The organism is Stenotrophomonas sp. STEN029, assembly GCF_056760015.1.
The window spans coordinates 8726-33912 of record NZ_JBRREC010000048.1 but is presented as its reverse complement, the minus strand read 5'-3'; the positions used below and the strand labels follow the sequence as shown (position 1 = coordinate 33912).

Sequence of the window (25187 nt, the reverse complement as noted above, 5' to 3'; positions counted from 1 at the left end):
CCTCGAGTTTTGTCCGCCGCGGAAGGAGTCAGTGGGAAACCCGACTCTGACCCCGGTTTTAAAGCCGGTTTCCCCTCGCGGGCCAGACGTGCAGCCTTGTGCTGCTCGCCACGCGTGGCTTTGCGCTTGGCCTCGGCATCACCACCGGCGGGCATGGCCGGCGGCGCCGACAACAGCGCCTTGCCGAAGGCTTCGTCCTCGCCCATCGCCCAACCCAGCTCCTCGCACAGCAGGCGCAGCTGGCGGTGCAGCTCGCGCCATTCGCGCATGCGCAGGAAGCCGAGGAAATGGCGCCCGCACCAGTCGCGCAGTTTGGACTGGGTGAGCTCTTCGTGGGCATCGCGGTAGGCATTCCACAGCCGCAGGATGCCGATGAATTCGGAGCGTGCATCGGCAAACAAGGCGTGTGCATTGTCGGCCGCCTCACGTGCTTCCGGTGGCCGCTCGCGCGGGTCCTGGATGCCAAGGAAAGACGCAATCACCAGCATCTCACGCAGGCAACCACCCTTCTGCGCGGCCACCAGCATGCGCGCCAGTTTCACGTCTACCGGCAAGCGCGCCATCTGCCGGCCGATGGCGGTGAGCTTGCGCTCCTCGTCGATCGCACCAAGCTCGACCAGCTGTTGCCAACCGTCGGCCACCGCACGCTCGTCCGGCGCTTCAAGGAACGGAAACTCGTCGATCTTGCCCAGGCCCAGCTGCAGCATGCGCAGGATCACACCGGACAACGAGGAACGGCGGATCTCAGGATCGGTGAACTCCGATCGGCTCAGGAAATCAGCCTCCGAATACAGCCGGTAACACACGCCCTCGGAGATACGACCGCAGCGGCCCTTGCGCTGGTTGGCGCTGGCCTGCGATACCGCTTCGATATGCAGGCGATCGAGCTTCTGCCGTGGGCTATAGCGTTTGACGCGGGCAAAACCCGGATCAACCACGTAGCGGATGCGCGGCACGGTCAGCGAGGTTTCGGCGACGTTGGTGGTCAGTACCACGCGTCGCTTCGGGCCGGGATTGAATACCCGGTCCTGGTCCTTGGCCGACAGCCGCGCATACAGCGGCAGCACCTCGGTCTCGCGGTATTTGCGACGTTCCAAAGCCTGGTGGGTATCGCGGATCTCGCGCTCACCTGGCAGGAAGATCAATACGTCGCCGCGCGCATCGCTGCGGGTGATTTCATCGACGGCAGCCACAATGGCCGAGACCGGATCCATCGCCGGATCGCTGTCCGCCTCGCTGCGTTTGCCGCGCGCTGGCGCCGTAGCGCTGTCAGCGCTCTGCCCCATGTCCTCCAGCGGCCGGTAACGCACCTCCACCGGGTAGGTGCGACCTTCGACATTGACCACAGGCGCATTGTCAAAGTGGCGCGAGAAGCGCTCGGTATCGATGGTGGCCGAGGTCACGATCAACTTCAGGTCCGGGCGCTTGCGCAGCAGCTGCTTCAGGTAGCCCAGCAGGAAGTCGATGTTGAGGCTGCGTTCGTGCGCCTCGTCGATGATCAAGGTGTCGTAGCGCGACAACCAGCGGTCCGAGGCGATCTCGGCCAACAGGATGCCGTCGGTCATGAACTTGATGCGGCTGTCTTCACCGACCTTGTCGGTGAAGCGCACCTGGTAGCCGACCACTGTACCCAGTTCGGTCTGCAGCTCCTCGGCCACGCGCGCGGCCACCGCGCGGGCGGCGATACGGCGTGGCTGGGTGCAGCCGATCATCCCAGCCTCGCCGCGACCGGCCGCCAGGCAGAGTTTGGGCAGCTGGGTGGTCTTGCCGGAGCCGGTCTCGCCAGCGATGACCACTACCTGATGGGCACGGATCAGTGCACTGATCTGCTCGGCTTCACGTGCGATCGGCAGCGCTTCGTCCATGCTGACCGCGATCGGCCGCGCGGCGCGCTGCTGGCGCTGCGCGTGCGAGCGCTGCAGCTGCTGCTGGAAGGCCTGCTCGGCCGCCGCGTCCGCAGGCTTGCCCTGCCAGCGCGACAGCAGCCCCAACAGGCGCCCACGATCACGGCTCATGCCTCCGTCAATCGCGGGGCGGGCAGCGCGCAGGCGCGCGGACAGGTCTTTCTCGATAGTGCTCATCAATCGTTCAACGTGAAAACTTGAAATGCAGGTATGGTGCGCAGAGCGCTATTGTGTAGCCATTCAACCCGCCAAGGAGAAAAGCGTCATGGCCAAGGCCAAGAACAGCAGCAAACCAGAAGCCGGAAAGAAGAAGCAGGCCGTCGCAGCAGCCGCCACCAGCACCGAGATCGGCAAGAAGAAGCTGGCCGCCGCCGCGCCTTCGGCCCCCGCGGTCAATATTGGGATCAAGGACGCGGATCGCAAGAAGGTCGCCGACGGCCTGTCGCACTTCCTCGCCGATTCTTACACGCTGTACCTGAAGACCCACAACTTCCACTGGAACGTCACCGGGTCGATGTTCAACTCGCTGCACAATATGTTCATGGACCAGTACACCGAGCAGTGGAACGCCCTGGACGAGATCGCCGAGCGCATCCGCGCCCTGGGCTTCAACGCGCCGGGCTCCTACCGCGAATTCGCTGCACTGACCTCGATTGCCGAGGAGCCGGGCCTGAATGACAGTGCCGACTGGCGCGAGATGGTCCGCCAGCTGGTGGTCGGCAATGAAGCGGTCTGCCGTACCGCACGCAAGGTGCTGGACCAGGCCGATGACGCCGACGACGCCCCCAGCGAGGACCTGCTGACCCAGCGCCTGCAGATCCATGAGAAGTATGCGTGGATGCTGCGGTCGCTGCTGCAGTAAAGGGTTCGACGCAGTACCTGTAGTGCCGAACCATGCTCGGCAGGGGCTTTATCGGCAAGGTCTCAGCCGAGCATGGCTCGGCACTACAGGGGGTATCGACAAGGCTTCTGCCGAGCATGGCTCGGCACTACAGGGGGTTTATCGGCAAGGCCCCTGCCGAGCATGGCTCGGCACTACAGGCGGATCGCTGCCTGCCTGACGCTGTATCGATCATTCAGCGCGGCCCGCCAGCGGGTAAACTAGCGCAATGCCCCAGAGTCCCGCGCAACAACTGCTCTCCAGCGTTTTCGGTTACGACAGTTTCCGCGGCGATCAGCAGGCCATCGTCGAGCACGTCGCCAGTGGCAACGACGCCTTGGTATTGATGCCGACCGGCGGCGGCAAATCCCTGTGCTACCAGATCCCGGCCCTGCTGCGTGAAGGCTGCGGCATCGTCATCTCGCCGCTGATCGCGTTGATGCAGGACCAGGTGGAGGCGCTGCACCAGGTCGGTGTCCGCGCCGAGTTCCTCAATTCCACGCTGGACGCCGAAACCGCCGCGCGGGTCGAGCGCGAGCTGCTGGCCGGTGAGCTGAAACTGCTTTACGTCGCCCCGGAGCGCCTGCTGACCGGGCGCTTCCTGTCATTGCTGGGCCGCGCCCACATCTCGCTGTTCGCCATCGATGAGGCCCATTGCGTCTCGCAATGGGGGCACGACTTCCGCCCCGAATACCGGCAGCTGACGGTCCTGCATGAGCGCTGGCCGCAGGTGCCGCGGATCGCCCTGACCGCCACCGCCGATCCGCCTACCCAGCGCGAGATCGCCGAGCGCCTGGACCTGTCCACCGCCCAGCATTTCGTCAGTTCCTTCGACCGCCCCAACATCCGTTACACCGTGGTGCAGAAGGACAACGCCAAGCGCCAGCTGCTGGGCTTCCTGCGCAATCACCGCGATGAGGCCGGCATCGTCTATTGCATGTCCCGGCGCAAGGTCGAGGAGACCGCGCAGTTCCTGTGTGGCGAAGGCATGCAGGCCCTGCCCTATCACGCTGGCATGCCGCCGGAGGTACGCGCCGCCAACCAGCGCCGCTTCCTGCGTGAGGACGGCATCGTGATGTGCGCCACCATCGCCTTCGGCATGGGCATCGACAAGCCGGACGTGCGTTTTGTCGCGCACACCGACCTGCCCAAATCGATGGAAGGTTATTACCAGGAAACCGGCCGTGCCGGCCGCGATGGCGAAGCCGCCGAAGCCTGGCTGTGCTACGGCCTGGGCGACGTGGTGCTGCTCAAGCAGATGATCGAGCAGTCCGAGGCCGGCGAGGAACGCAAGCAGTTGGAGCGTGCCAAGCTCGACCATCTGCTCGGATACTGCGAATCGATGCAGTGCCGCCGCCAGGTGCTGCTGGCCGGCTTCGGCGAAACCTATCCCAAGCCCTGCGGCAACTGCGACAACTGCCTCACCCCACCCGCGGCCTGGGATGCCACCATTCCGGCGCAGAAGGCGCTGAGCTGCGTGTACCGCAGCGGCCAGCGCTTTGGCGTCGGCCACCTGATCGACATCCTGCGCGGCAGCGACAACGAACGCATCCGCCAGTTCGGCCACGACAAGCTCAGCACCTACGCCATCGGCAATGACCTGGATGCGCGCGCCTGGCGCGGCGTGTTCCGCCAGCTGGTTGCCGCCAGCCTGCTGGAAGTGGACCCGGAAAGCCACGGCGGCCTGCGCCTGACCGATGCCAGCCGCGACGTGCTGACCGGCCGCCGGCAGATGATGATGCGCCGCGACGCTGCACCAACGCGCGAGCGCGAGCGCGGTAGCCCGCGTACCGGCCTGCCGGTACAGGCTGGCGACCTATCGCTGTTCCAGGCACTGCGCGGGTTGCGTGCGGAACTGGCACGCGAACAGAACGTGCCGGCATTCGTGATCTTCCACGACAGCACCCTGCGCAACATCGCCGAGCAGCGCCCGACCAGCGTCGACGCACTCGGCAAGGTTGGCGGCATTGGCGGCAGCAAGCTGGCCCGTTACGGCCAGCGCCTGGTCGAGATCGTGCGCGAGCAGGGCTGACGGGCGGCGCTGAGCCACCCTGCCCTGCCCGGGGTCTTGATCACCAGCGGGCGCTGATGCGGAAATCCGCGCGCACGTTGTCCTGGTCCTTCAGCACTTTGTCCAGCGGATGACCCAGGTCGAGGCTATAGCTGTAGCGTTTGAACAACTGTCCGTTCAAGCCGAAGCCAACGCTGCTGATGCTTGCCGAGGTCGGGAAATCCCCCCGCACCTCACCGTGATCGAAGAACACATAGGCGTCGTGCGCCTGCCGATACGGCCTGTGCAGTTCAACGCTGCCGAAGTAGCCCTTTACCCCGGACAGTGCACCGCGGACATAGCCACGCACGCTGCCAATCCCGCCCACCTGGAACAGATTGCTCGACGGCAGGAACTCCCCGGACGTGAACTGCCAGCCCAACTGCGCGCGATAAAGGAAGGCACTGCCACCGATCCGCTGCGTCCAGCTGGTGTTGCCGTTGGCGACAGTGAAGTTGCGGCCGTTCTTCAGCGTCTCATCGGTGCGCACCCGCGATACGCCTTGGTAGATCGACCAGTCGTAGCCGTTGTTGCGGTAGCCCGCGCTCACGCCCAACGACATGCTGGTGGATTTGATCTCCGAAACCTGCACATCCGCGATCTCGGACGTTGAATTTCCGCGTGAAACACTGGCGATGGTGGACAGCAGCCACTTCTGGTTGGCGATCCACGGCTGGCTGTAGTCAAGCCCGTAGTTGGTGGATTCCCCGGTGATGTCGAGGTCGCGATAGGCACCGTCGATGATATTGATCTGATTGCGCGACACGTTCACGCCAACCCGACCGTTACGCTTGTTGACGATGCCCGAGTAGGCGATTCGACCCTCGAGGCCCCCTCGCGAATAGGCCACCGAGCCAGCCAGCAGATCGTTGATACCCGCCAACCCCCAGAATTGACCCTGCACGCCATAACGCTCGCGGCCGGTGCTCTCCACACCCGAGTTGTCGATGAACACCCCCCAGTTGTGCGGGTCAGGGAACTCGGTCATCAGCACGATGTCGGTCGTGCCCACCGCTTGGCCCGGTCGCAGCAGTGCGCGCACCTGCAGGTCGCTGGTCCGGTTCAGGTAGACCAGCTCATCGCGTAGACGATCGGTCTGCACCACTTCCCCCTCAGGCTGGTGAAGTCGTCGCTTTACGAAGCGTTCCGGCACCTTGCCCTCACCAGCAACTGTCAGCTTGCCCAACCGCCCCTCGATCAAGCTGATCTGCACCTCGCCATTCTCGATCGCCTGGCCCTTCAACACGGCCTTGGCAGTGGAAATACCCTTGGCGGCATAAAGTGCATTGACCTCATCCAGCAGCTTCTCCAGCTCGGCCATGCTCACCTGGCGCCCCACATAGGCTGCCGAGACAGCATCGAGGTCCTCGCGGGCGAGCAATTCCGATGGACTGAAGCGTACCGCCTTCAGGTTGAACTGCAGATCGCCATCTGCATTCTTCACAGCCTTGTCTTCCACCGCCTGCTGTTCCAGCGGATCGTCCAGTGTCCGCTGCGGCTGCAACGGCTGCCGCTGCTCGTAGTAGCCATCGATGCGCTGCGTCGTTGTCTGGCCGCCTTCAGCGGTGGTTGACTGCGCCTGCGCAATGCACGGCAGCAACGCGCCGCCAAGTAGTAGCAACCCTCGATACATCTTCACGCCCCTGTGCTTCATTAGTTGGGTGCCCCGAAGTTGACAGCCGCACCATCCGTAGCGATGACGTCCTCACCCATGTCCACATCGAACACGCGTACCGGTGCCTGGTCGCTGTAGCCCGGGTCGAGCTGCAGCATCCTGCCCATGTAACGCAACGCGCTTTCACCGAAGTAGTTCAGGTCACTATCTACATGATCACGGTTGTAATTGGGGCTGGTGACACGGAAGCCGTCGCCGAAACTCTCAACATAGGCATCGGTGACCAGGAACGTACCATCGGCGGCCAAGCGGAAGGACTTGTCCAGCTGTATCAGCTGTACATCCACCGGCCGCAGCATGGGATTGGTGTTGTCCATGAACACCCGCATCTGCGCAGTATTCAATGCCATGGTCCGTTCGATGTAAGCCTGACCGATACTGGCCCGGGCCGAACGGGTTGCCAGCTGCGCGTCCACCGCCTTGAGCTGGTCTATCAACCAGGCATCACGCGGATCCACCTCAACCACTACCTTGCGCGCCACACCGTTGTGATAACCCGTCAGGGTTGTGGTCAGTGGCCCCTGCCCGGCGGCCGACTGCGCTACCTGAGCCTGGATGCTGTCCGCAGCGAGGTTCAGGCGCGTATCAACCAACGCCTGCGAAAGCGAGAGCTGATCACGGGCGGCCAGAAGGCCGGATACGGCTTGCAGGTTGCCACCACTGAGTGAACCACCCTGTGCGTCCATGCTGACGGTGCTGCCCGCGGCCACCCGGTCGAACGTGATGCTGCCACCGGAAATGATCGACTGCGCGCGGCCACTGGCACCGCTGCCAACCGTGACATCTCCCTGTGACTGCAAGCGCGTGTCGCCTCCTGCGGCGTAGCGGCCCCATCGCTGGGCGCCTCCGCTGGTGCCGGTAATGTTCTGCGCGACGTCTGCCTCCTCGATGGCGATATCAGCCGCCGCCGTTGCCAGCAGCGAACCGCCAGCGTCCACCTGCCCACCCAACACGCTGCCTGCATGCGATGTCAGGCCGATGTCGTCACCCGCCTGCAGGTGACCGAAGGACAGCGTGCCGCTGGACGTCAGCGCAATGCCGCAACCGGCCTGCAGCAGGCCTATGCTGATCACGCCGCCGGCACCGGCATCGAACGCGCAGCCAGTGGTCACCGCATCAGCGTTGATGTCACTGCCTGCCTTCCAGATTCCATCGCTGCCGATCTGCGCCACGCCCACCTGGATGGACTGACCCGCATCGAGGTACATCGTCCTCCCCGTCAGGGCCTTGGCTATTGCGATGTCGCCGCCCGCCGTGACGGTCAGGTCCTGCTCGCCCTCGAACGAACCGACGGTTGTGTTGCCACCGCTGGTCAGGGTCGCGTTGCCGCCTGTGTTCAAGCTCGTCGCGCTCAGCGTGGTCGTTGCACTGGCGAGCAATGCCTGACCAACGTTGGCCGTACCCAGCACCACATCCGCCTTGCCATCGACAGTGGCATTGCCGGTGATGTCGGCCTGCACGATGGACAACGTGCCGACCGCATCGGCCGACAGATCGCTGCCAACCGTCAGCTCCTGCACATCCAGCGTGCTGCCCGAGGACAGCGCCGTAGCGCCGCCCGAAGCCAGGACCCGCGCCGTCAGTGCGCCGACGGAACCCGCGTCCAGGGCTCCCTGCACCGACAAGCTGTCGATGCTGGTTGCACCGGTGCTGCTCAACACGGCATTGCCGCCGACCGTGCCAGTGGTCAGGGCGAGATCGCCACCCGTCGCGACCGACAGATCCTGCTTGCCATCAATCGTGCCGATCATGGTGTTGCCACCGCTGGTCAAGGTTGCATTGCCGCCGACCGTGCCGGTGACCAGGTTCAGGTCGCTACCTGTCGTGATCAACACATCCTGCTTGCCATCAATCATGCCGATCGTGGTGTTGCCACCGCTGGTTAGCGTCGCGTTGCCGCCTGTGTTCAAGCTCGCCGCGCTCAGCGTGGTAGCTGCATTGGCAACCAATGCCTGACCAACGTTGGCCGTACCCAGCACCACATCCGCCTTGCCATCGACAGTGGCATTGCCGGTGACATCAGCCTTGGCGATGGACAACGTGCCGACCGCATCGGCCGACAGATCGCTGCCAACCGTCAGCTCCTGCACATCCAGCGTGCTGCCCGAGGACAGCGCCGCAGCGCCACCCGAGGCCAGGACCCGCGCCGTCAGTGCGCCGACGGAATCCACATCGAGGGCTCCCTGTACCGACAAGCTGTCGATGCTGGTTGCACCAGCGCTGCTCACTACGGTATTGCCGCCGACCGTACCAGTGGTCAGGGCCAGATCGCCACCCGTCGTGACCGACAGATTCTGCTTGCCATCAATCTTGCCGATCGTGGTGTTGCCACCGCTGGTCAGCGTCGCGTTGCCGCGGGTGTTCAGGCTCGTCGCGCTCAGCGTGGTCGCTGCATTGGCGAGCAATGCCTGACCAACGTTGGCCGTACCCAGCACAACATTCGCCTTGCCATCGACAGTGGCATTGCCGGTTATGTCGGCCTGGGCGATGGACAGCGCGCCGACCGCATCGGCCGACAGATCGCTGCCAACCGTCAGCTCCTGCACATCCAGTGTGCTGCCCGAGGACAGTGCCGTAGCGCCGCCCGAAGCCAGGACCCGCGCCGTCAGTGCGCCGACGGAACCCGCGTCCAGGGCTCCCTGCACCGACAAGCTGTCGATGCTGGTTGCACCGGTGCTGCTCAACACGGCATTGCCGCCGACCGTGCCAGTGGTCAGGGCGAGATCGCCACCCGTCGCGACCGACAGATCCTGCTTGCCATCAATCGTGCCGATCATGGTGTTGCCACCGCTGGTCAAGGTTGCATTGCCGCCGACCGTGCCGGTGACCAGGTTCAGGTCGCTACCTGTCGTGATCAACACATCCTGCTTGCCATCAATCATGCCGATCGTGGTGTTGCCACCGCTGGTTAGCGTCGCGTTGCCGCCTGTGTTCAAGCTCGCCGCGCTCAGCGTGGTAGCTGCATTGGCAACCAATGCCTGACCAACGTTGGCCGTACCCAGCACCACATCCGCCTTGCCATCGACAGTGGCATTGCCGGTGACATCAGCCTTGGCGATGGACAACGTGCCGACCGCATCGGCCGACAGATCGCTGCCAACCGTCAGCTCCTGCACATCCAGCGTGCTGCCCGAGGACAGCGCCGCAGCGCCACCCGAGGCCAGGACCCGAGCCGTCACTGCGCCGACGGAATCCGCGCCCAGGGTTCCCTGCACCGACAAGCTGTCGATGCTGGTTGCACCAGTGCTGCTCAACACGGCATTGCCGCCGACCGTACCAGTGGTCAGGGCCAGATCTCCACCCGTCGCGACCGAAAGATCCTGCTTGCCATCAATCGTGCCGATCGTGGTGTTGCCACCGCTGGTCAGCGTCGCGTTGCCGCCGGTGTTCAGGCTCGTCCCGCTCAGCGTGGTCGCTGCATTGGCGAGCAATGCCTGACCAACGTTGGCCGTACCCAGCACCACATCCGCCTTGCCATCGACAGTGGCATTGCCGGTGACATCAGCCTTGGCGATGGACAACGTGCCGACTGCTTCGGCCGACAGATCGCTGCCAACCGTCAGCTCCTGCACATCCAGCGTGCGGCTGGAGGAAAGCGCCATCGTTGTCCCCGCCAGCAGCTGACGCGCCGCAAGCGCCTCGCCTGCGCTCAGCTGCATCGAACTTCCTGCAACCGCATCCCGCAGCGTCATCGCATCACTGCTGCTTGCATCGAGCTGCTGTCCCGCCAACAAGTCGCCCCCCTGCAACGAGGCGGCGACAACGTTCAGGTTGTTGCCCGCCTTCAAACTGTCGAACGTGATGTCAGCAGAGCCGGCAATATCCAGGTTGCCTGCATCGGCAACCAGCGTGCCGATGCGACCCGGCCCAACCAACTCAAGGAAGGCATCCCCTCCCTGCGTGCCACCATTGACCAAGCCACCAGCAATGCTCAGCCGCTCACCGTTCTGGCCCAAGCCGGTCTGTGCATTGAGGTTCACCTGCGTTCCGGCAACAGAAAGCAGGTTCACCTGCCCATCGCCGTTACCGGCGATACGCCCGCCTGCCACGAGACTCATCACACCAGCGTTGCTGCCTCCGGTAACCTGCAACTGCCCGAGCTGCATATCTCCGACTGTGGTCACATCCAGCAGCGAAGCCGCCTGCATCCGTGCCGCATCGCCCATCCCCAGGCTGCCAAGGTTGGCTGTCACCGCTTCGCCCTCCACCAAGCCGCCGGCCCGCAATTGCAGTTGACCACCCGCACTGATGGTTATGAGCTTGGCCTGCAGCGCATCCAGTTCGATGCCACCCGTTGCGACCAGCAAGGCATTGCCCTGGGCGGACTGCACTTCGCCCAGCGCCATGTCACCAGCCGCGGCCAAGCTGATGTCATCGCGCGCGCGCGCCTCATCAATCCGCAGATCGCCCGGCGCACCGTTGTACAGCACTCCGCCAGCATCGGCACGCAGGCTGCCACCGGCCCGCAATGCCTGCGCGACCAGGTTCGCCGCCGCACCGACCTGCATGTTCCGGCCACTCTCGAGCGTACCGATGGTCAATGCCGTTTTGGGACTGCTGATCAGGATATCGCCACCTGCATTGCCATCCAGACGACCATTGTCGAGCTGGAGATTCAGAGCACCGCCATCCTGCGCGCTGATATTGTCGCGTGCGCTCAGCTGCACACCACCGGCTCCTGAACGAAGACTGGTGACGCTGGAGCTCGTTGACAACAGGCTGCCATCGCGTACGTCCAGACGCATGCGATCACCTGAATACAGCGAATCAAACAGCAGGTTGCCACCATGCTGGCGGATGCCCAGGGCACCACCGGCATTGGCCGAGAGCGTGCCGCCCAGCTTGAGCCCCAGCAACGCCTCGTTGGCGGTACCGACATTGCTCCCGATGCTGCCGTCGGCCTCAAGCTTCAGGTTGCCACCCACGTTCAGCAGCGTCCCGGCTGTTGCGCCGGCAAGGTTGCCCGCCACGCTCAAGGCAGCATTGCCGGCGACATCCAGCGCCGCCACCGTCAGATTGTCGGTGGATTGCAGATAGGCCGATCCGCCGGCTTGCGCGGTCAGTGCGCCGCTGGCCTTCACGTACAACGGCGAGGTCTGCTTGATCCGGATGAAGTCCACCGGCCCCGCCTGCAGCTCGGCCTCGCTCATTGCCTTCAGCTGGTCGATGGTGATCACCTCACCATTGCGACCGATCAGCTGAACATCGCCTGGCGACGTAGCCATCGCCAGGGCCAGGGCTTCCTTCGGATCGAGGTTTCCGGCGTACACGCGGGCGTAGTTGACGTCGACGCTGTCGGCCAACTTGCCCAGGCCGTCACGCGCTCTCAAGGTGACGTTGCTACCGGAGATGGTGGGCGCAGCGTTGTTGTTGCCAGTTGACTTGGCCGGCTCCAGCGCGCTGGCGTTGATGGCGAACTGCAGCTGGCCGTCATCCCAATGCGCGCGATCAGACAACTCCTTGTAGATGCTCGAATTCGTATCCAGGGTAAAGCTGAAGTTGGTACTGGGTGTGGCGAACTCAGCGCCCGTCGCCCAACTCGCCCCGTACACGGCGCCGAAGGTGGCATCCATCTGTTGATACAGATCGGCGACAAAGGCAGCCACCTGGGCATCGCTCTGCGCGACGCCTGCGGCCAACTCTGCACGTGCGCGATAGGCAGCGAGCAAGGCCGTGTTCGGCACGAATGCACCGCCGACGATTCCACCCTGCTTGTAGAGGTTCAGGTATTCCGCATACAAACCCTCCACCTGCCGCTCATAGGTGGCAACGGTGTCGGCCACGCCGCTACCATCCAGCTTCAAGCGCTTGCGGATGTCCTCGATCTGGCTGTCGCTGAGCCCCTTGCCTGACTCACGCTGCGCGCCATCCAGCAGCGAGCCGTTCCTTGCTTCCAGATACACATCACCATTGGTCGCGGTCACACCGCCCACCCAGAAATCACCATCCACGTCCACCAACGACACGTTCTCACGCGCCGATGCGTGAACATTGCCGCCGCGGACCTGGTTGTTGGCACCATTGCTTTCGTGTGCAGAAATCACCAGAGCGCCGGCGGAGCCGATCTTGCCGATACTGCCGGTGGTGCTGGTCAGCCTGACGTTGCTGCCGACGATGGAAACCGCATCACCTGCCACGCCGTTGATGTTTCCGGAAGCGATCAGGCTCACGTCGCCATAGCCGGACTGTGCATTGCCCGCCACCAAGCGCACGTCCGCATTGGAGTGAACGTTGAGCGCAATATCGCCCCCATTGGTGCTTGCCTTGACCGTACCGCCGCTGGACTGCGCAGCCTCGATCGCCTTGCCGTCAATCGCGCCGATGCCGTTCCTGGCATTCAGAATCAGGTTCTGCGCATACAGCGTGGCGCGATCATTGCCTTGAATGATGCTGCCCTGGCTGGAGCTCAGCGTGGTAGTGCCAGCCTTGTTGTTGATGGTTCCGTTGAGGTACAGATCGCTGACAACACTGACATCGACACTCCCCTTGTCGCGGCTGACAAAGCCAATTGATATCGGGTTGTCCGCTCTCACACTGGCATTGAGCTTCAGCTGGCCACTCTGCGGGAATCTGTAGCGGTACCAGGTTTCGTAGCCCCCCTTGCCACCTTCGCGCGACGGGTCCCAATGCAAGCCACCACCCGGCGTCGGGAAGCCGAAATTGCAGCCCGATTGGACCACGCCGCAACCATAGCCCACGCCAACGTTGTCGAAATTCCCGAAGCTGCCCGAGTAATTCCATTCCATGTCGGCACCAGAGGTGCCTGCACGGTAGTAGGTGCCGCCACCAGTGATCCAGCGTTGCGCGCCAGAGGCCTCACCACCACCGGGCCCATTGAGGAACTTCCAGGTCCCTGCTGTATTGCTGTTCCAGTCAATGGTGCGACCAATGTTGGCCGTCATCGACCACCGGTAGCGCATGCCAGCAGTGGGGTTGTAGCTGGACACATTGCTGATGCTGTTGGCGGTTTCCCAGGTGTTGCAGGCAGCACCACATACGCTGTTGTCGTAGGCTCGGGCCTGCTCACCGGCACGCTGCACATACCACACGGAGTACGCTGCCTTGCCATCGAGGCTGGTCTTGAGCCGGTCGATGATCTGCACCACGCCATCCTGGCCGGTCGCCACATTCATGCCACTCAGCTGGACGTCACGACCAAGGCCAACATCCACCTTCACCTGACCGAAGCCGCTGGTGACGTTGATCTTGCCCTTGTTGGTGGTGCTGACGATCATGCCGTCCAACATCACCTTGCCACCGCCGGAGGCATTGACGTCATCGACAATGAAGCGCTTAGCCGCTGTGTCGTACTTGACCGAGATCAGGTTGGACGCTGCACCAATCGTGGTCACCATAGAACCTGGCACCGACAGCACGCCGCTCTGTGTATCCGCCCAAGCCAGCCAGTTCCTTGCATTGGTGTCATCGCTGATCTTCAGCGACCAGTCGATGCCCGCACCGGCCTCGATCTTGCCGTTGACATCGATATACCGGGCCGTGATGTTCACTTCGCGGGCGCGAATCGCACTGTTGTCCGCCGCGATGGCACCGTTCTGCGAATAGCTCGCGTTCCCGCTCAGCTTATCGACGTAGGCGACGGTTGGGATCTTGATTGAATTCTTGTAGTTGTATGGGAACGTCGTGTAGTCGCCATACCCCGGCTGGTTGGTGCCGCAGCGCGAGCCGCCCACATGCGGCAAACATGCACCGTAGACGATGATGGCAGTACCGCCATAGTTAACATCGCCCGGCTGCTTCAGCAGGTTGTTGTTGAGCTGCTCGGTATTGGTGGCGCCGTTCTTGTACTGCAGGTTGGCCAGCAGACCGGCCACCAGGTCGGCATTGCCATAGGCGCTGCCAAGCAGCCCCTGCAGGTAACTTGCCCACAGCCCCTCGGACGAAGCTACGGTCTTGTCCAGATTCTTGTTCTTGAACGTGAAGGTGCCGTTCGGCGCGAACGTGTTGAAGCTTGCCGCGTATACCGGCCCGCTGACGATGGAGCCGGCCTTGGACTCGTAGCGGACATCGGCACCGATGCTGTTAACCACGCCCATCTGCAGGATCGAGGTGCCACTGCCCTGCGTATAGTTGCCGTTGATGTTGATATGCGGCTTGGCACCTGAGCTGCTGCCGCTGATGCGCTCGTAGCCACTGTTGACCGTGCCCGCAACCACTACGTTGCCGCCGGCGTAGTCGGGGATGTAGATGTTGCCGAACGCCAGGTGGTAGGCCGAGTCGTTGACGATATCCACCGACGGTGCACCATGCGCGGCTACCGATCCGGTACTACCAATGCGAATGTTGGTGCCCTTCAGATAGACATCTGCACCCGCCGCATAGATATCGTCGATCAGCACGACCTGCTCGTTGTCGTTGACGACCTCACCTGGATCGAAGCTGCTGTCCAGTTGCTTGAGCTGGGCGACCGTCATGCAGGCGTAACCGATACCGATATCGGCACTGCAGTTGAAACCACCCGTGATCCCGACGCGCACATCGGTCGCGGTGCCCGCAACCACCTTGCCGTCGATCGCCACGTTGCTGGCCACTGTTCCTGCGCCAGAGGGCGAGGAACGGTTGATGGTCACGGGGATGAAGCCCAGCTGGTAGCCCGTGGCGCGCCCACTCGCCTGCTGCGCGAAATAGTCGCCCCAGGCACCCACGTAGATGTCGCCAGAGCTGTTCAACGTCGAACCCTTACCCAGGCTCACCCCCATCTGCGCGCGGGTGGCAGCATCGGCGGAAACCGTCGGTATCGCGATCAGCCCGCGTACGTAACCCTCCGCGCCGGCATTGGTCAGCAGGTTGCTCTCCATCAATCCGGTGCCGTCCTTGCCTGCGGACAGGTAGGCGTTCTGCACCGATGACAGGGTTGCGCCAGTCCCGACGTCGACGCTCTCGATGACGTCGGCGTCCACCTTCGAATGCGCCGCGCCTACCGCTGCCAGACCCCAGGTATTGACCAGCGCCTGGCTGTTCAGTGAGCCGGTGGTGGTAGTACCCAGGTTGAGGTAGCCCAAGCTCGCCAGTTTGGCGTTGTTGCCAACGCTCACCTGGTTGCTGAAGTCGGCATCCATCTTCGTATCCACAACTGCAACCTGGATGGCACCGCCAGTCGACAGCTGCGCCTTGTCCACCGCCACTGCCTTGGTGCGGGCAACGATGTCGAGGTTGTTGGCACCGCCGCCGTTGGCGACACCCGATTGCAGCAATACGTTGTCACCAACACTGGCCACTGTCCTGCCGGTCAGCTGCGTCTCCAGCAACGCCGCGCTGCCATTGATCACGCCGCCGGCGGCGGCCTGCACCGCCGGGCCATCCAACAGGCTCTTGAACAGGTTGTCGGCAGTGATGCCCATACCGTGGCCGGCAAACAGGCGCGCACCGCTTCCCAGCGTCGCGGTCACCGTGCTGTCCACCACGTTGCGCACCTTTGAACCACTGGCACCGGCAACGGCAGCATTGGTTGAATCCGCGCTGCCGCCATAGCCGGCCTGGTGTGTCGCCGCCACAACGATGCTGTCAGCCAGAAGGCCCTTGCCATTGCCGGCATTGCTGCCGATGCTCGCGTCCACAACCGAGGTGCCATTGGTGCCCGCCGCACTGGCAGCACCGGAAATCAGGCCACCGCTACCAGCGAAGGTGCTGGCCAGGTTGCTGTCGTTGCCGTTTGCAGTCACCGCCAGCTTGCCCATCATCTGCAGCGGGTCGGCCGTGGTGCCGGCATGCGTGCCACTGATGCGATCACCGATGGCGGCGATGGTCCGGGTGTCGGAGCTGGCATTGGCCACCGCCGCACCCAGCGCCAGCCCACCGATGGTGATGCCGGTGGCTTGCGCGTCCTGTCGCGTGGTGCTGTCAGCTGCCACGATGAAGTCACCGTGGCTACCGATGACGACGTCGTTGCCGACCAGGGCCCTGGTCACGCTGTTGTCGCCGGCGTTGGCAACCGCGGCATTGGCGGCAAAGTAGATGCCGCCCGCACCTGCGGTGGCCGCCGCGGATACACCTGCGCCCGTGCCCAGCGCCGCTCCCCGCGTCGCCTTGACACTGACGTTGCCGTCACCGCTCACGTTTACCTTGTTACCGAGCGCAGCCAGCACGTCGGCCTTCGCCTCGGCATTGACCACCACTGCGCCCACTGCCGCGCCGGCAGACACGGTCGCACCCAAGCCGGTGGCACCTACCGTGGCATCGGAGCTGGCCACGACCTGCAGCGAAGATCCATCTCCTACCGCCGGGCCGGCAACGCCCGTCCCCTTGGTGATGATCCTCGCATCATCGCCAACGCCGGCATTCACGCTGCTGGTGTCCTTGGCCAGGACCACCACCGCATTGGCCGCGCCGGCCAGACCGGCAACGGCGCCGATGCCAGTGGCCTCGACGCCACCGCCGTGCAGCGCATTCAACCCGACCTGCTGGAAACCGCCCAGCGAAGAGCCTGCTCCCACCGTGGCCGATACCGTCGAATTGCGGGCAGCATGTGCGATCACTGCGCCTGCCGCCAATGCACCCGCGGCGGCGCCGGTCGCCTCAACGCTGGCACGGCTCCGGTCCGATGCCGAGATATCCAGACCACCGCCCTGGCCGGTGGCATTGAGGTTGCCCGACACCGACGCCGTAGTGGTCTGCCCGAAGTCATTCCACGCAACCGCCGCGCCCAGGCCAACCAGCCCGGCTGCACCCGCGATTGCCTTCACCGTCGAACTTGGCTGGCCGTTGTCAGCGCCACTCTTGGCCGCGACCTGGATATTCCCAGCACGTACGGTCCCGTTCTCGATCGCCGCCGAGGTCTGCCCAAACATGCCGCTGTAGGCAACCGCACCACCTGCACCGAGCGCACCCGCCGCGAGCGCGCCCGCGGTGTTGCTGGCCTTCAACTGGCTCTCGGCATTGACGTCGACGCGGCTCGCCTCGACGTTCGCCCCCTTGATCGCGGCGATCACCTGGTCCTGCTTGCCCCCCAGCGTCAGCAGGCTGTTGGACGTGGCGCCATTGAGCTGTGCGAGGTGGCTGCTGTCCAGCTTGTCCGCCAGCGCTGCGTCACCCGTCACGCTGGCATCCAGTTTCTGTCCGGACGCGAGGCTGTCCACCGCCCCCTTGGTGCCGGACACTTCACCCAGCACGTCGCCGATATCACCTACGCCGGACAGCAGCACCGATGCTGCACCACCGATGCCGGTGCTCATGCCGATGCCAGCAGTGGCGGTCATCATCGTGATGTCGCGGATGGAAGCCGCGTCGACGTTCACTTCACCGCCGCTGCGAATGCTGCCACCACTGACCGTGGCCGCCACCTTGCTGCCCAGCAGCGTGATGTTGGCCGCCGCCCCCACGCCGCTTCCCAATCCTCCGGCCACCACACCGCTGTTGGCCTTGATGGCCAGTTCCTCAAGCGCGTCGACATCCACGTCACCGGCGTCGATGCTGGCATCCACGATGGTGGCTTCGGTGGTGTTGGCGATCTGCTGGAACTGGGCCATGCCCGCCACGGCGGCAGCACCGGCCAACGCACCACTGACCACGGTATTCTCGAAGCGCGTATCGGTATGTGCGGCTACGCCCACGCCACCATCCACGTCGATCACCGTGTTCACACCGGAGCCGCCGATGCTTGCGCCGGTGCGCGTCTGCGCCATGTTCACCACCAGCGTGCCGGCAACCGCCGCTCCGCCCGCGGCACCTGCACCGGCGTTGATGCGGCTGTCCACCGTATTGATCGCATTCACCGCCAGGCTGGCGCCAACGGTCTTACCGCCGCTCAGCGACGCATCCGTATTGCTGGAGAACACATTGACCACGCCAGTGCCTGCACCGCCGGCTAGGCCGGCCGCCAGGCCGGCTACGGTGGTCTGCGCGGTTTGGCTGCCACGGGCATCCACGGCGATGTCGCCACTGGCGGCGATATCCGCGTTCTGGATCCGCGCCTTCGTCGCTGTCTGCAGCACCGTGCTTGATGCCGCACCGGAAGCACTGCCGCCGGCGCCCGCCGCGGCACCGATCACCAGCGAGCTTGCACTCACGTCGCTACTGGCCTTGACCTTCACGTCCTGGCTGTCGCTACCCTGCGCCAAGGCACTGTAGAAGTCGAACTCGGCCGTGCTGTCGGCACCCCCGCCACTCCCCGTGCCCGGCGTCGGCGTGCCGCGCGCAGGCAGCCACGTTCCTGCCCAGTTGCTCAGGTCATGCTTGTTGATCGCCGCAGAGCTGATGCTTGCCTCGGTCTGGGTACCGATCACGTTCACGCCGGCCATCACCGACAGCGTCTGTCCGCTGATCGGCGCAAAGGTGATCGCCTGGCTGACTCCCAGGGTATTGATGGCCTGGCTGGTTGCCGCATCCACCAACACACCCTGACCGCCGTTCCATGCCAACGCGCTGACCTTGGTCCCGGCACCATCGATCTGCGCCAGTGTCTTGCCGGTCATCAGGTTGACCACCGTGCCCAGGCCGATACCGGCGGTTGCCCCCACCGCGACGCTGCCGGCCAGCACGTCGATACCCTGCTGCTGGTTCGCATGCACGCTCACGTCGCCGTCGGCAATCACATCGGCGCCGTCGGCGATGCGCGCCTGCACCTGGCCCTCCATCAGGTTCACCGCGACCGAACCCGCGCCGCCAACCGCACCGCCACCGCCAAGGCCGGCGGCGATTGTACGGATGTTGGCACCACCATTGCCGGCCGCGTTGGTTGCTTCCGCCGAGACCTCGACGTTCTTCGCATGGACCTGGTAGCCATTGCCACCGCCGACAAGGCTTGCCGTCGTGCTGCCGCCGATCTGGTTGAACGCGATCGCCGCGCCGACACCCACGCTGCCTGCAACGGCGCCGCCGCCAGCGAGGGAATCGATGCTGCGACCATCCTTGGCGTGCACGCGCACATCGGCGACATTGCTGTCGAGCCGGGTGTCCTGCAGCTGCGCCGAGGTGTCGGAAGTAACGATGTTGGTGGTGACGCTGCCGCCCACCGCGACGCTGCCCGCACCCGCCCCGGAGATAGCGGCAGTGCGGACCAGGTTGGTGGAACCGGCCTCGATATCCAGGCCGGTCGCCTTGTCCAGCCGCGAGCCGGTGACACTTGCCGAGGTGGTGCCACCGATGAGGTTGACGCTGCTGGCCGCCCCCACCGCCACGCTGCCCGCACCGGCCAGCGCACCGGCCAGCGAGTAGGCAGCCCCCTTGGTCCCGGCATTGACCGTGACCTCGCCAACCACGCCATCCCCCTTCAGCTGCAGGTCGGTGATGGTGGCGTCGGTGGTGTTGTTGACCAGGTTGGTGCTGTTGCTCGCCGAAATCGCCGCGGTTCCTGCGGCGGCGCCGGCAATAGCCAGCGTCTTGATGGTGGAATCGGCAATCGCGCTCACGTCCAGATCGCCGCTACTGACCTTTGTGCCACTCACGCCGGCGTGAGTGGTATCGGAGATGCTGCCAACATTGATGGCCGCGCCGACCGCGGCCGTACCTGCGCCAGCAACGGCGCCGGACAGCGTCTGGATCTTCGAGGTGTTCTCCGCGCCGACCGAGATGTTGGCGGCAGTCACCTCACCGCCGATGAGATCGGCGCTGGCGTTGTTGCCGATCGTGCTCCAGGCCACCGAACCCTGCACTGCGACATTTCCGGCGCCACCGCCAGCGATCGCAGCAGAGAGGATCTTCGCCTGGTTCTGTGCATCCAGCGTCACCTCACCGCTTGCGCTCAGGTCCGCGCCGCGCGCGGTCGCGCTGGTCTTGCTGCCGATCTCGTTGATGGTCAATGCCGCACCCACCGCCACCTTGGCGCCTGCGGTCACCGCACCTGAAAGCGAGGCGATATATGCCGCATCGCTGGCATCCAGCCGGACCGAGGTTCCGTTCAACACCGTCGTTGCGGTATTTCCTGCTGCATCCACGCCGACCAGCGCCGCGGTGGTGTTGCTGATCTGGTTGTACGACGCACTGCCCACGCCAGCAAACTTGCCGGTGCTGACGCCCAGGCCGGCACTGACCGCCAGGATATCGGCATGGTCCTCGGCGGTGACGGCGATATCGCCGCCGGTGGCACCGCTCAACTTGTTGATGTTGGCCCCGGCAATCGATGCCACGTGGCTGTTCTTGATGCTGTTGTAGCCGAACGCAACGCCGGCATTGTTGTCGCTGACCTGCACCATGCCGGCCACCGCGATGATCGAACTGCGCGCCTCGTTGCGCTCGATCGCCGCCACGTTGGTATCACTGCTGGATTCGGTGTCCGCGTTGGCATTGGCGGTCACGCCGCCGATGGCCGAGCCGCAATAATCCATGCCCATGGCCGAAGAGCAGCCGTCGTCGGTGGCACGCACGTCGGTGATGCGCGCGGTACCGGCGTAGGTGTCCAGCGTGCCGGAGAACGCGATGTCCGCGCCGCCGCTGATCGTTGCAGTGGTCTGGTTGGCGATCTGGTTGATCACCACCGAACCGGCCAGGCCGATGTTGTTGGCTTCCTTCGAGACACCGCCTGCCGCGGCCGCAGCAATGATCCGCGAAGCATCGGCAGCGATCACCTGCACGTCCCCTGCCTCGCGGATGCTGCCGCCGCTGATCGACGCGGCGGTCTTGTCGGCGATGTCCGCATAGGTCACGGCAATGCCCATGCCGACCTTGCCACCGCCATACAGCGCGCCACCACCATTGCCGATCTTCGACTCGTTGACTGCCTTCACGCCAACGTTGTAGCCGGCGGCACTGCTGCCCAGGGTTGTTCCCTCCAGGCTAGCGGTCGTGTTGTTCTTCGACATCGCCACCGTCGCCGACACCGCGGCCGCGGCAGCGGTGCTCTGGTCACTGGAGGCATTGATGCCAACACCCAGGCCGACGTTGACCTGCTCGTTCTCGTTGCGCGCGGTGATGGACACATCGCCGGCATTGTCCAGCGTGCTGCCAACCACACCGGCAACGGTTGTATTGGCGATATCGCCATAGGCCACGCCACCGGCAATGGCGGCGCTGCCGCTGCTGTTATCCGAGTTTGCCTTGGTGATGGAGATGGCGCCGCTGATGCTCACCAGCAGCGTCTTGTTCAGCGCGTTGACGTCCAGCTTGCTGACCGTATCCAGTCCATGCACGGTCGCCGAGGTGATGTCCGCCTTGGTGTTCTGGCGGATGCGGTTGATGGTGACGCTGCCCGACATCGCCACTCCGAACGAGGGCTGGTTGATCGGACCGGAATCGCTCTGCGGGGCATCCTTGCTGCCGAGCAGGCCCTTGGCCTTGTCGAAGTAGCCGGAAACCTTGTCGCCACCTATCTTCTTCAGACCGCCGGCCATCGACTCCAACCCGGCAACCTTGTCGCTGGCACGTGCCTTGAGGCTGTCGAAGAAACCGGGGTTCTCACCGTTCTCCTTGTCCGCCAGCGCCTGCTGCGCCTTCTGGTCCTCTTCCTTCTGCGATTTGCTGCTGACCATCGCGCCGGCGGCGGCCACCGCCCCTGTCAGCCCCTCGCTTGTCGCGTTCACCGCCAATGCGTTGGTGGAGATGCTGCCAGCAGTCGCGGCAGATGTCCCCTGTTTGAAATCATCCGGGATGGCACCGACGAAGGCGCGCGTATCGGTGTCCATCTGCTGGTAAGCCACGCTGGCGCCAACCGACAGGCTGTCAGTCATCGCCACCGCGCCGGCCACCGACCACACGAACAGGTCCTCATCCGCCTTCACGTCCACGCTTCTGGCGATGACGCTGGCCTTGTTGCTCACGCCGGCCAGCGTGTGGCTGTCCAGGTCCAGCGCCGACGCGGTCCCGCTGACTCCGATGCTACCGCCCTGACCCGACTGCAATGCCAGCGAGACGATGGTCTCCTTGTTCTCGGCGGAAACTTCCAATGCATGGCTGTTGATCACCGCGCCGTCGTTGACCAGCGCAGTCGCCGAATTCTCATAGTCCATGTAGCCGACGCTTCCGCCTACCGCGGTACCTCCGTTACCGGCGGACACACGTTTCAGCGTCAGGCCCAGATCACCGGCTGCATGGATCGCGGTAATCTCGGTCCTGGCCCGCACCACCGCGTCCTTGTCGAAGCTGCGTGTGATCTGCTTGCCCGCTTCATCCTTGGCATCCAGGGCCGCCGTCCACGCCTTGCCATCGGTGGCGGTGGTGGTGATGTGCGCATCGCTGGCCACACTGGTGCTGGCCGCGTTCCTGGTACGGAAATAGCTGACCACGCCGCCCAAGGCGACGGAATCCGCCGATCCCTTGGCCGAACCGTAGGAAGTGAAAAGATCCGAAGGATCGCTGATCAGCGTCTTGGCTGCGGTGAGCGAATCCTTGAACGCGTCGAAGCTGCTGAACTTCGGCTGCGCCGCCTGCAGCGCGCTGAAATCGCGCGGCAACGTGACATTCGAGCCCAGTCCGACATGCGCGCCCTCAAGCGCAGCGCCGCTCCCGACCAGCGTCGATGCATCATGCTCGAGGTCGGCGATGGTTACCGCACCGGACAAGGTGAATGCCGAACCGTCATTGCTCTTGCCCTGGCCCTGGATGTTGCTCAGTGCATGGTTGGCGATCTGTGCATCGATGACCTGGCTGTCCACCACCACGTCGCCGCCGGCGGTGACCTTCGCACCGCTGCCAATCGTGGCATTGGCCGTATGGCTGCCACCGACGTAGCTGATGGCACCGCCCAGGCGAAACGGTGAAGGCGTGCTCGGCGTCCCGCCACCGGTTCCACCTCCGGGTTGCGATCCGTTGTCGCCGGACACCTTCTTCTGCGCTGCAGCGATACCCTTGCCGGCGAAGGACTGCACCAGCTCCATCAGCTTGTCGCCGCTGGAGCCCGCATCATCGCTCTTGTCCTCGTTCTTCTTTTCCTTCGGCGGCGCATCGACCAGGCTGGTGGTGCTGTTCTTGCTGGTAACACTCGCCGCCTGCACGGTGACGTTGCCGCTGGCATCGACGTCACGCGCCAGGGTCGCAGTCGCGCTGATGTCCTGCAGACTGACGGCGCCGGCCAGGCCGACCTTGCCGGTTGCATCCGAGTACGCTGTCGCCGAGGTTTCCAGCGACGAGGTATTGACCGCCGATACGTTCACGCTGCCTGCATTCAGCACCGCCGTGGACGCCTCGATGCTGGCAGTGGTGTTCACGTGCACGTTGCTGATCGCCGCAGTGAAACCAGCCGCAGTGTTGTTGGTTGCAAACGACTGCGCCGCAACCTTCAAGCGGGTATCGGCATCGGCCTTGACCGAGACCGCGCCGTCCGCCTTTACGCCAGCGCCGGAGCGGATGATGGCATCGGTCGTTGCGTTGATCTGCGCATAGGTTGCACCAAGGCTCAGATAGTGGGTTTCAGGTTGGGTCTTGGGAGTACCATCCGGGTTCTTCACCGGGTTGCCCTGGTCGTCCAGAACCGGCACGTCCTTCTTTTCGTACGATTTTCCCGCGGCCGAGTTGTCGATCAGCTGCATCGTGCTTGCATGCAATGCAATATCGCCTTGCTTGCCAGTAGCGTTCGCTGTCGCGGTGAGATCGGCATTGCCGTTGACGAGCACCTGGGCAGTGCTGTTCGCGCGCAGGAAGGCGATCTGCCCCCCCAGCGCCTTTTCCGCGCCAAGCTCGGCCGCAGTCTGCAACAAGTCACCAGCGGCGCTGATGTCGACCAGGCTGTCCTCGACGTTCTGCAGGATGCCATCCGGCGTGTTGTCCGGGTTCTTGTAGCCCGAGTCAACCTTGGCCAATGCAGTCAACTCGATGTCATTGGCGATCAGGCTGGCGCGCTCGCTGCTGTCACAACCGGGCTGCGCGGCGTCGCAACCGATGGTGACCGTGGCAGTGGCATCCTTGCTCAGGGCCAATCCGGTGTCGACGACGGCGGCCGCGCGCAGCTGGATCTGGCCGTTGCCATCATCCACCAGCACAAGCTTGGCATCGTCGCCGCCGGTATTCACCGCGACGTCTTCGCGCTGCAGGTTGAACGCACCACTCAGGGTCTCATTGGCCGGAACGGCGACAAGGATGGTGCCGGTCACATCGATCGCGCGGGCTTGCACGCGCACGCCATTGCGGGCGTGCACCTTGCCGTCAATGCTGACCTCACCGTCCGCGCTGATCTGCTCCGGTGACAAGGTCCCGGCCATCAAACGCTTCAACGCCCCGCCGCCGGCCAAGATGTCACCCATGACATCCGCCCTTGGCGTCGCCACGCTCAACGAGCCAACGTTGAGTGCACCCTGGTCACCAACCACCATTCCCATGGGATCGACGAAGAAGACACGACCACCGATTGCACCCGTGCTGTCGAGCAGACTGTTCACGGTACCGTTGATGTAGATCTTCGAGTCCCAGACCAGATTGACCAGATTGTTGATCTGGCTCCCTTCCTTGTTGGCCAGATCGGTGAACGGCAGCACCAGGTTGACCACATCGTTCTGCGCAACCTTGAAGTCCCTGAACGAGTTGAAGGCCACCCCGCCGTTGATGGTCTTGGTAGTCACCGTCGTGACGTTCCCATTCGCGACGATGTCCGTGTCCGTATCGCCGCGTTTGGTGACGTCGGTAACGCCCGGGGGCGATGCGGCTGTCGCCAGCCCAACCGGCAGTGCCAGCCCCAGCACCGAACCAATCGCCACTGCCAGGCCCGCCGGGCGCAGCTTGGGATCGCTTTTCGTCCTGGCGTGCAGGGTCTTGGCAGCGTTGGTTGCGTCAATGCGGTTCATGGCAGCTCCAGGGTGC

The 25187-nt window shown here is 64.2% G+C and carries 5 protein-coding genes; 2 read left to right on the top strand and 3 right to left on the bottom strand.

Translation table 11 applies throughout. The features are described from left to right. On the bottom strand, positions 1 to 2081 hold a 2081-nt coding region (gene hrpA, locus ACVOLI_RS11905; protein ID WP_481614568.1), incomplete at its 3' end, for an ATP-dependent RNA helicase HrpA. An 88-nt stretch (positions 2082 to 2169) separates the two neighbouring features. Between hrpA and ACVOLI_RS11900 the strand changes: the two genes are divergently transcribed. Both ACVOLI_RS11900 and recQ read left to right on the top strand, forming a co-directional pair. Beyond that, positions 2170 to 2766: a Dps family protein gene (locus ACVOLI_RS11900; RefSeq protein WP_282273315.1), complete on the top strand. Its 597-nt coding sequence runs from the start codon at positions 2170 to 2172 to the stop codon at positions 2764 to 2766. 247 nt (positions 2767 to 3013) lie between these two features. Continuing rightward, on the top strand, positions 3014 to 4816 hold the full coding sequence (recQ, locus tag ACVOLI_RS11895) for a DNA helicase RecQ (RefSeq protein WP_481614567.1): 1803 nt from the start codon (positions 3014 to 3016) through the stop codon (positions 4814 to 4816). A 40-nt stretch (positions 4817 to 4856) separates the two neighbouring features. On the opposite strand, the gene ACVOLI_RS11890 is transcribed toward recQ, so the two are convergent. Both ACVOLI_RS11890 and ACVOLI_RS11885 read right to left on the bottom strand, forming a co-directional pair. Continuing rightward, on the bottom strand, positions 4857 to 6467 hold the full coding sequence (locus ACVOLI_RS11890) for a ShlB/FhaC/HecB family hemolysin secretion/activation protein (RefSeq protein ID WP_481614569.1): 1611 nt from the start codon (positions 6465 to 6467) through the stop codon (positions 4857 to 4859). Positions 6468 to 6487: 20 nt separating this feature from the next. Next, the gene (locus tag ACVOLI_RS11885) at positions 6488 to 25171 is read right to left on the bottom strand and encodes a leukotoxin LktA family filamentous adhesin (protein WP_481614566.1); all 18684 of its coding nucleotides are present in this window, start codon (positions 25169 to 25171) and stop codon (positions 6488 to 6490) included. Positions 25172 to 25187: the final 16 nt, after the last annotated feature.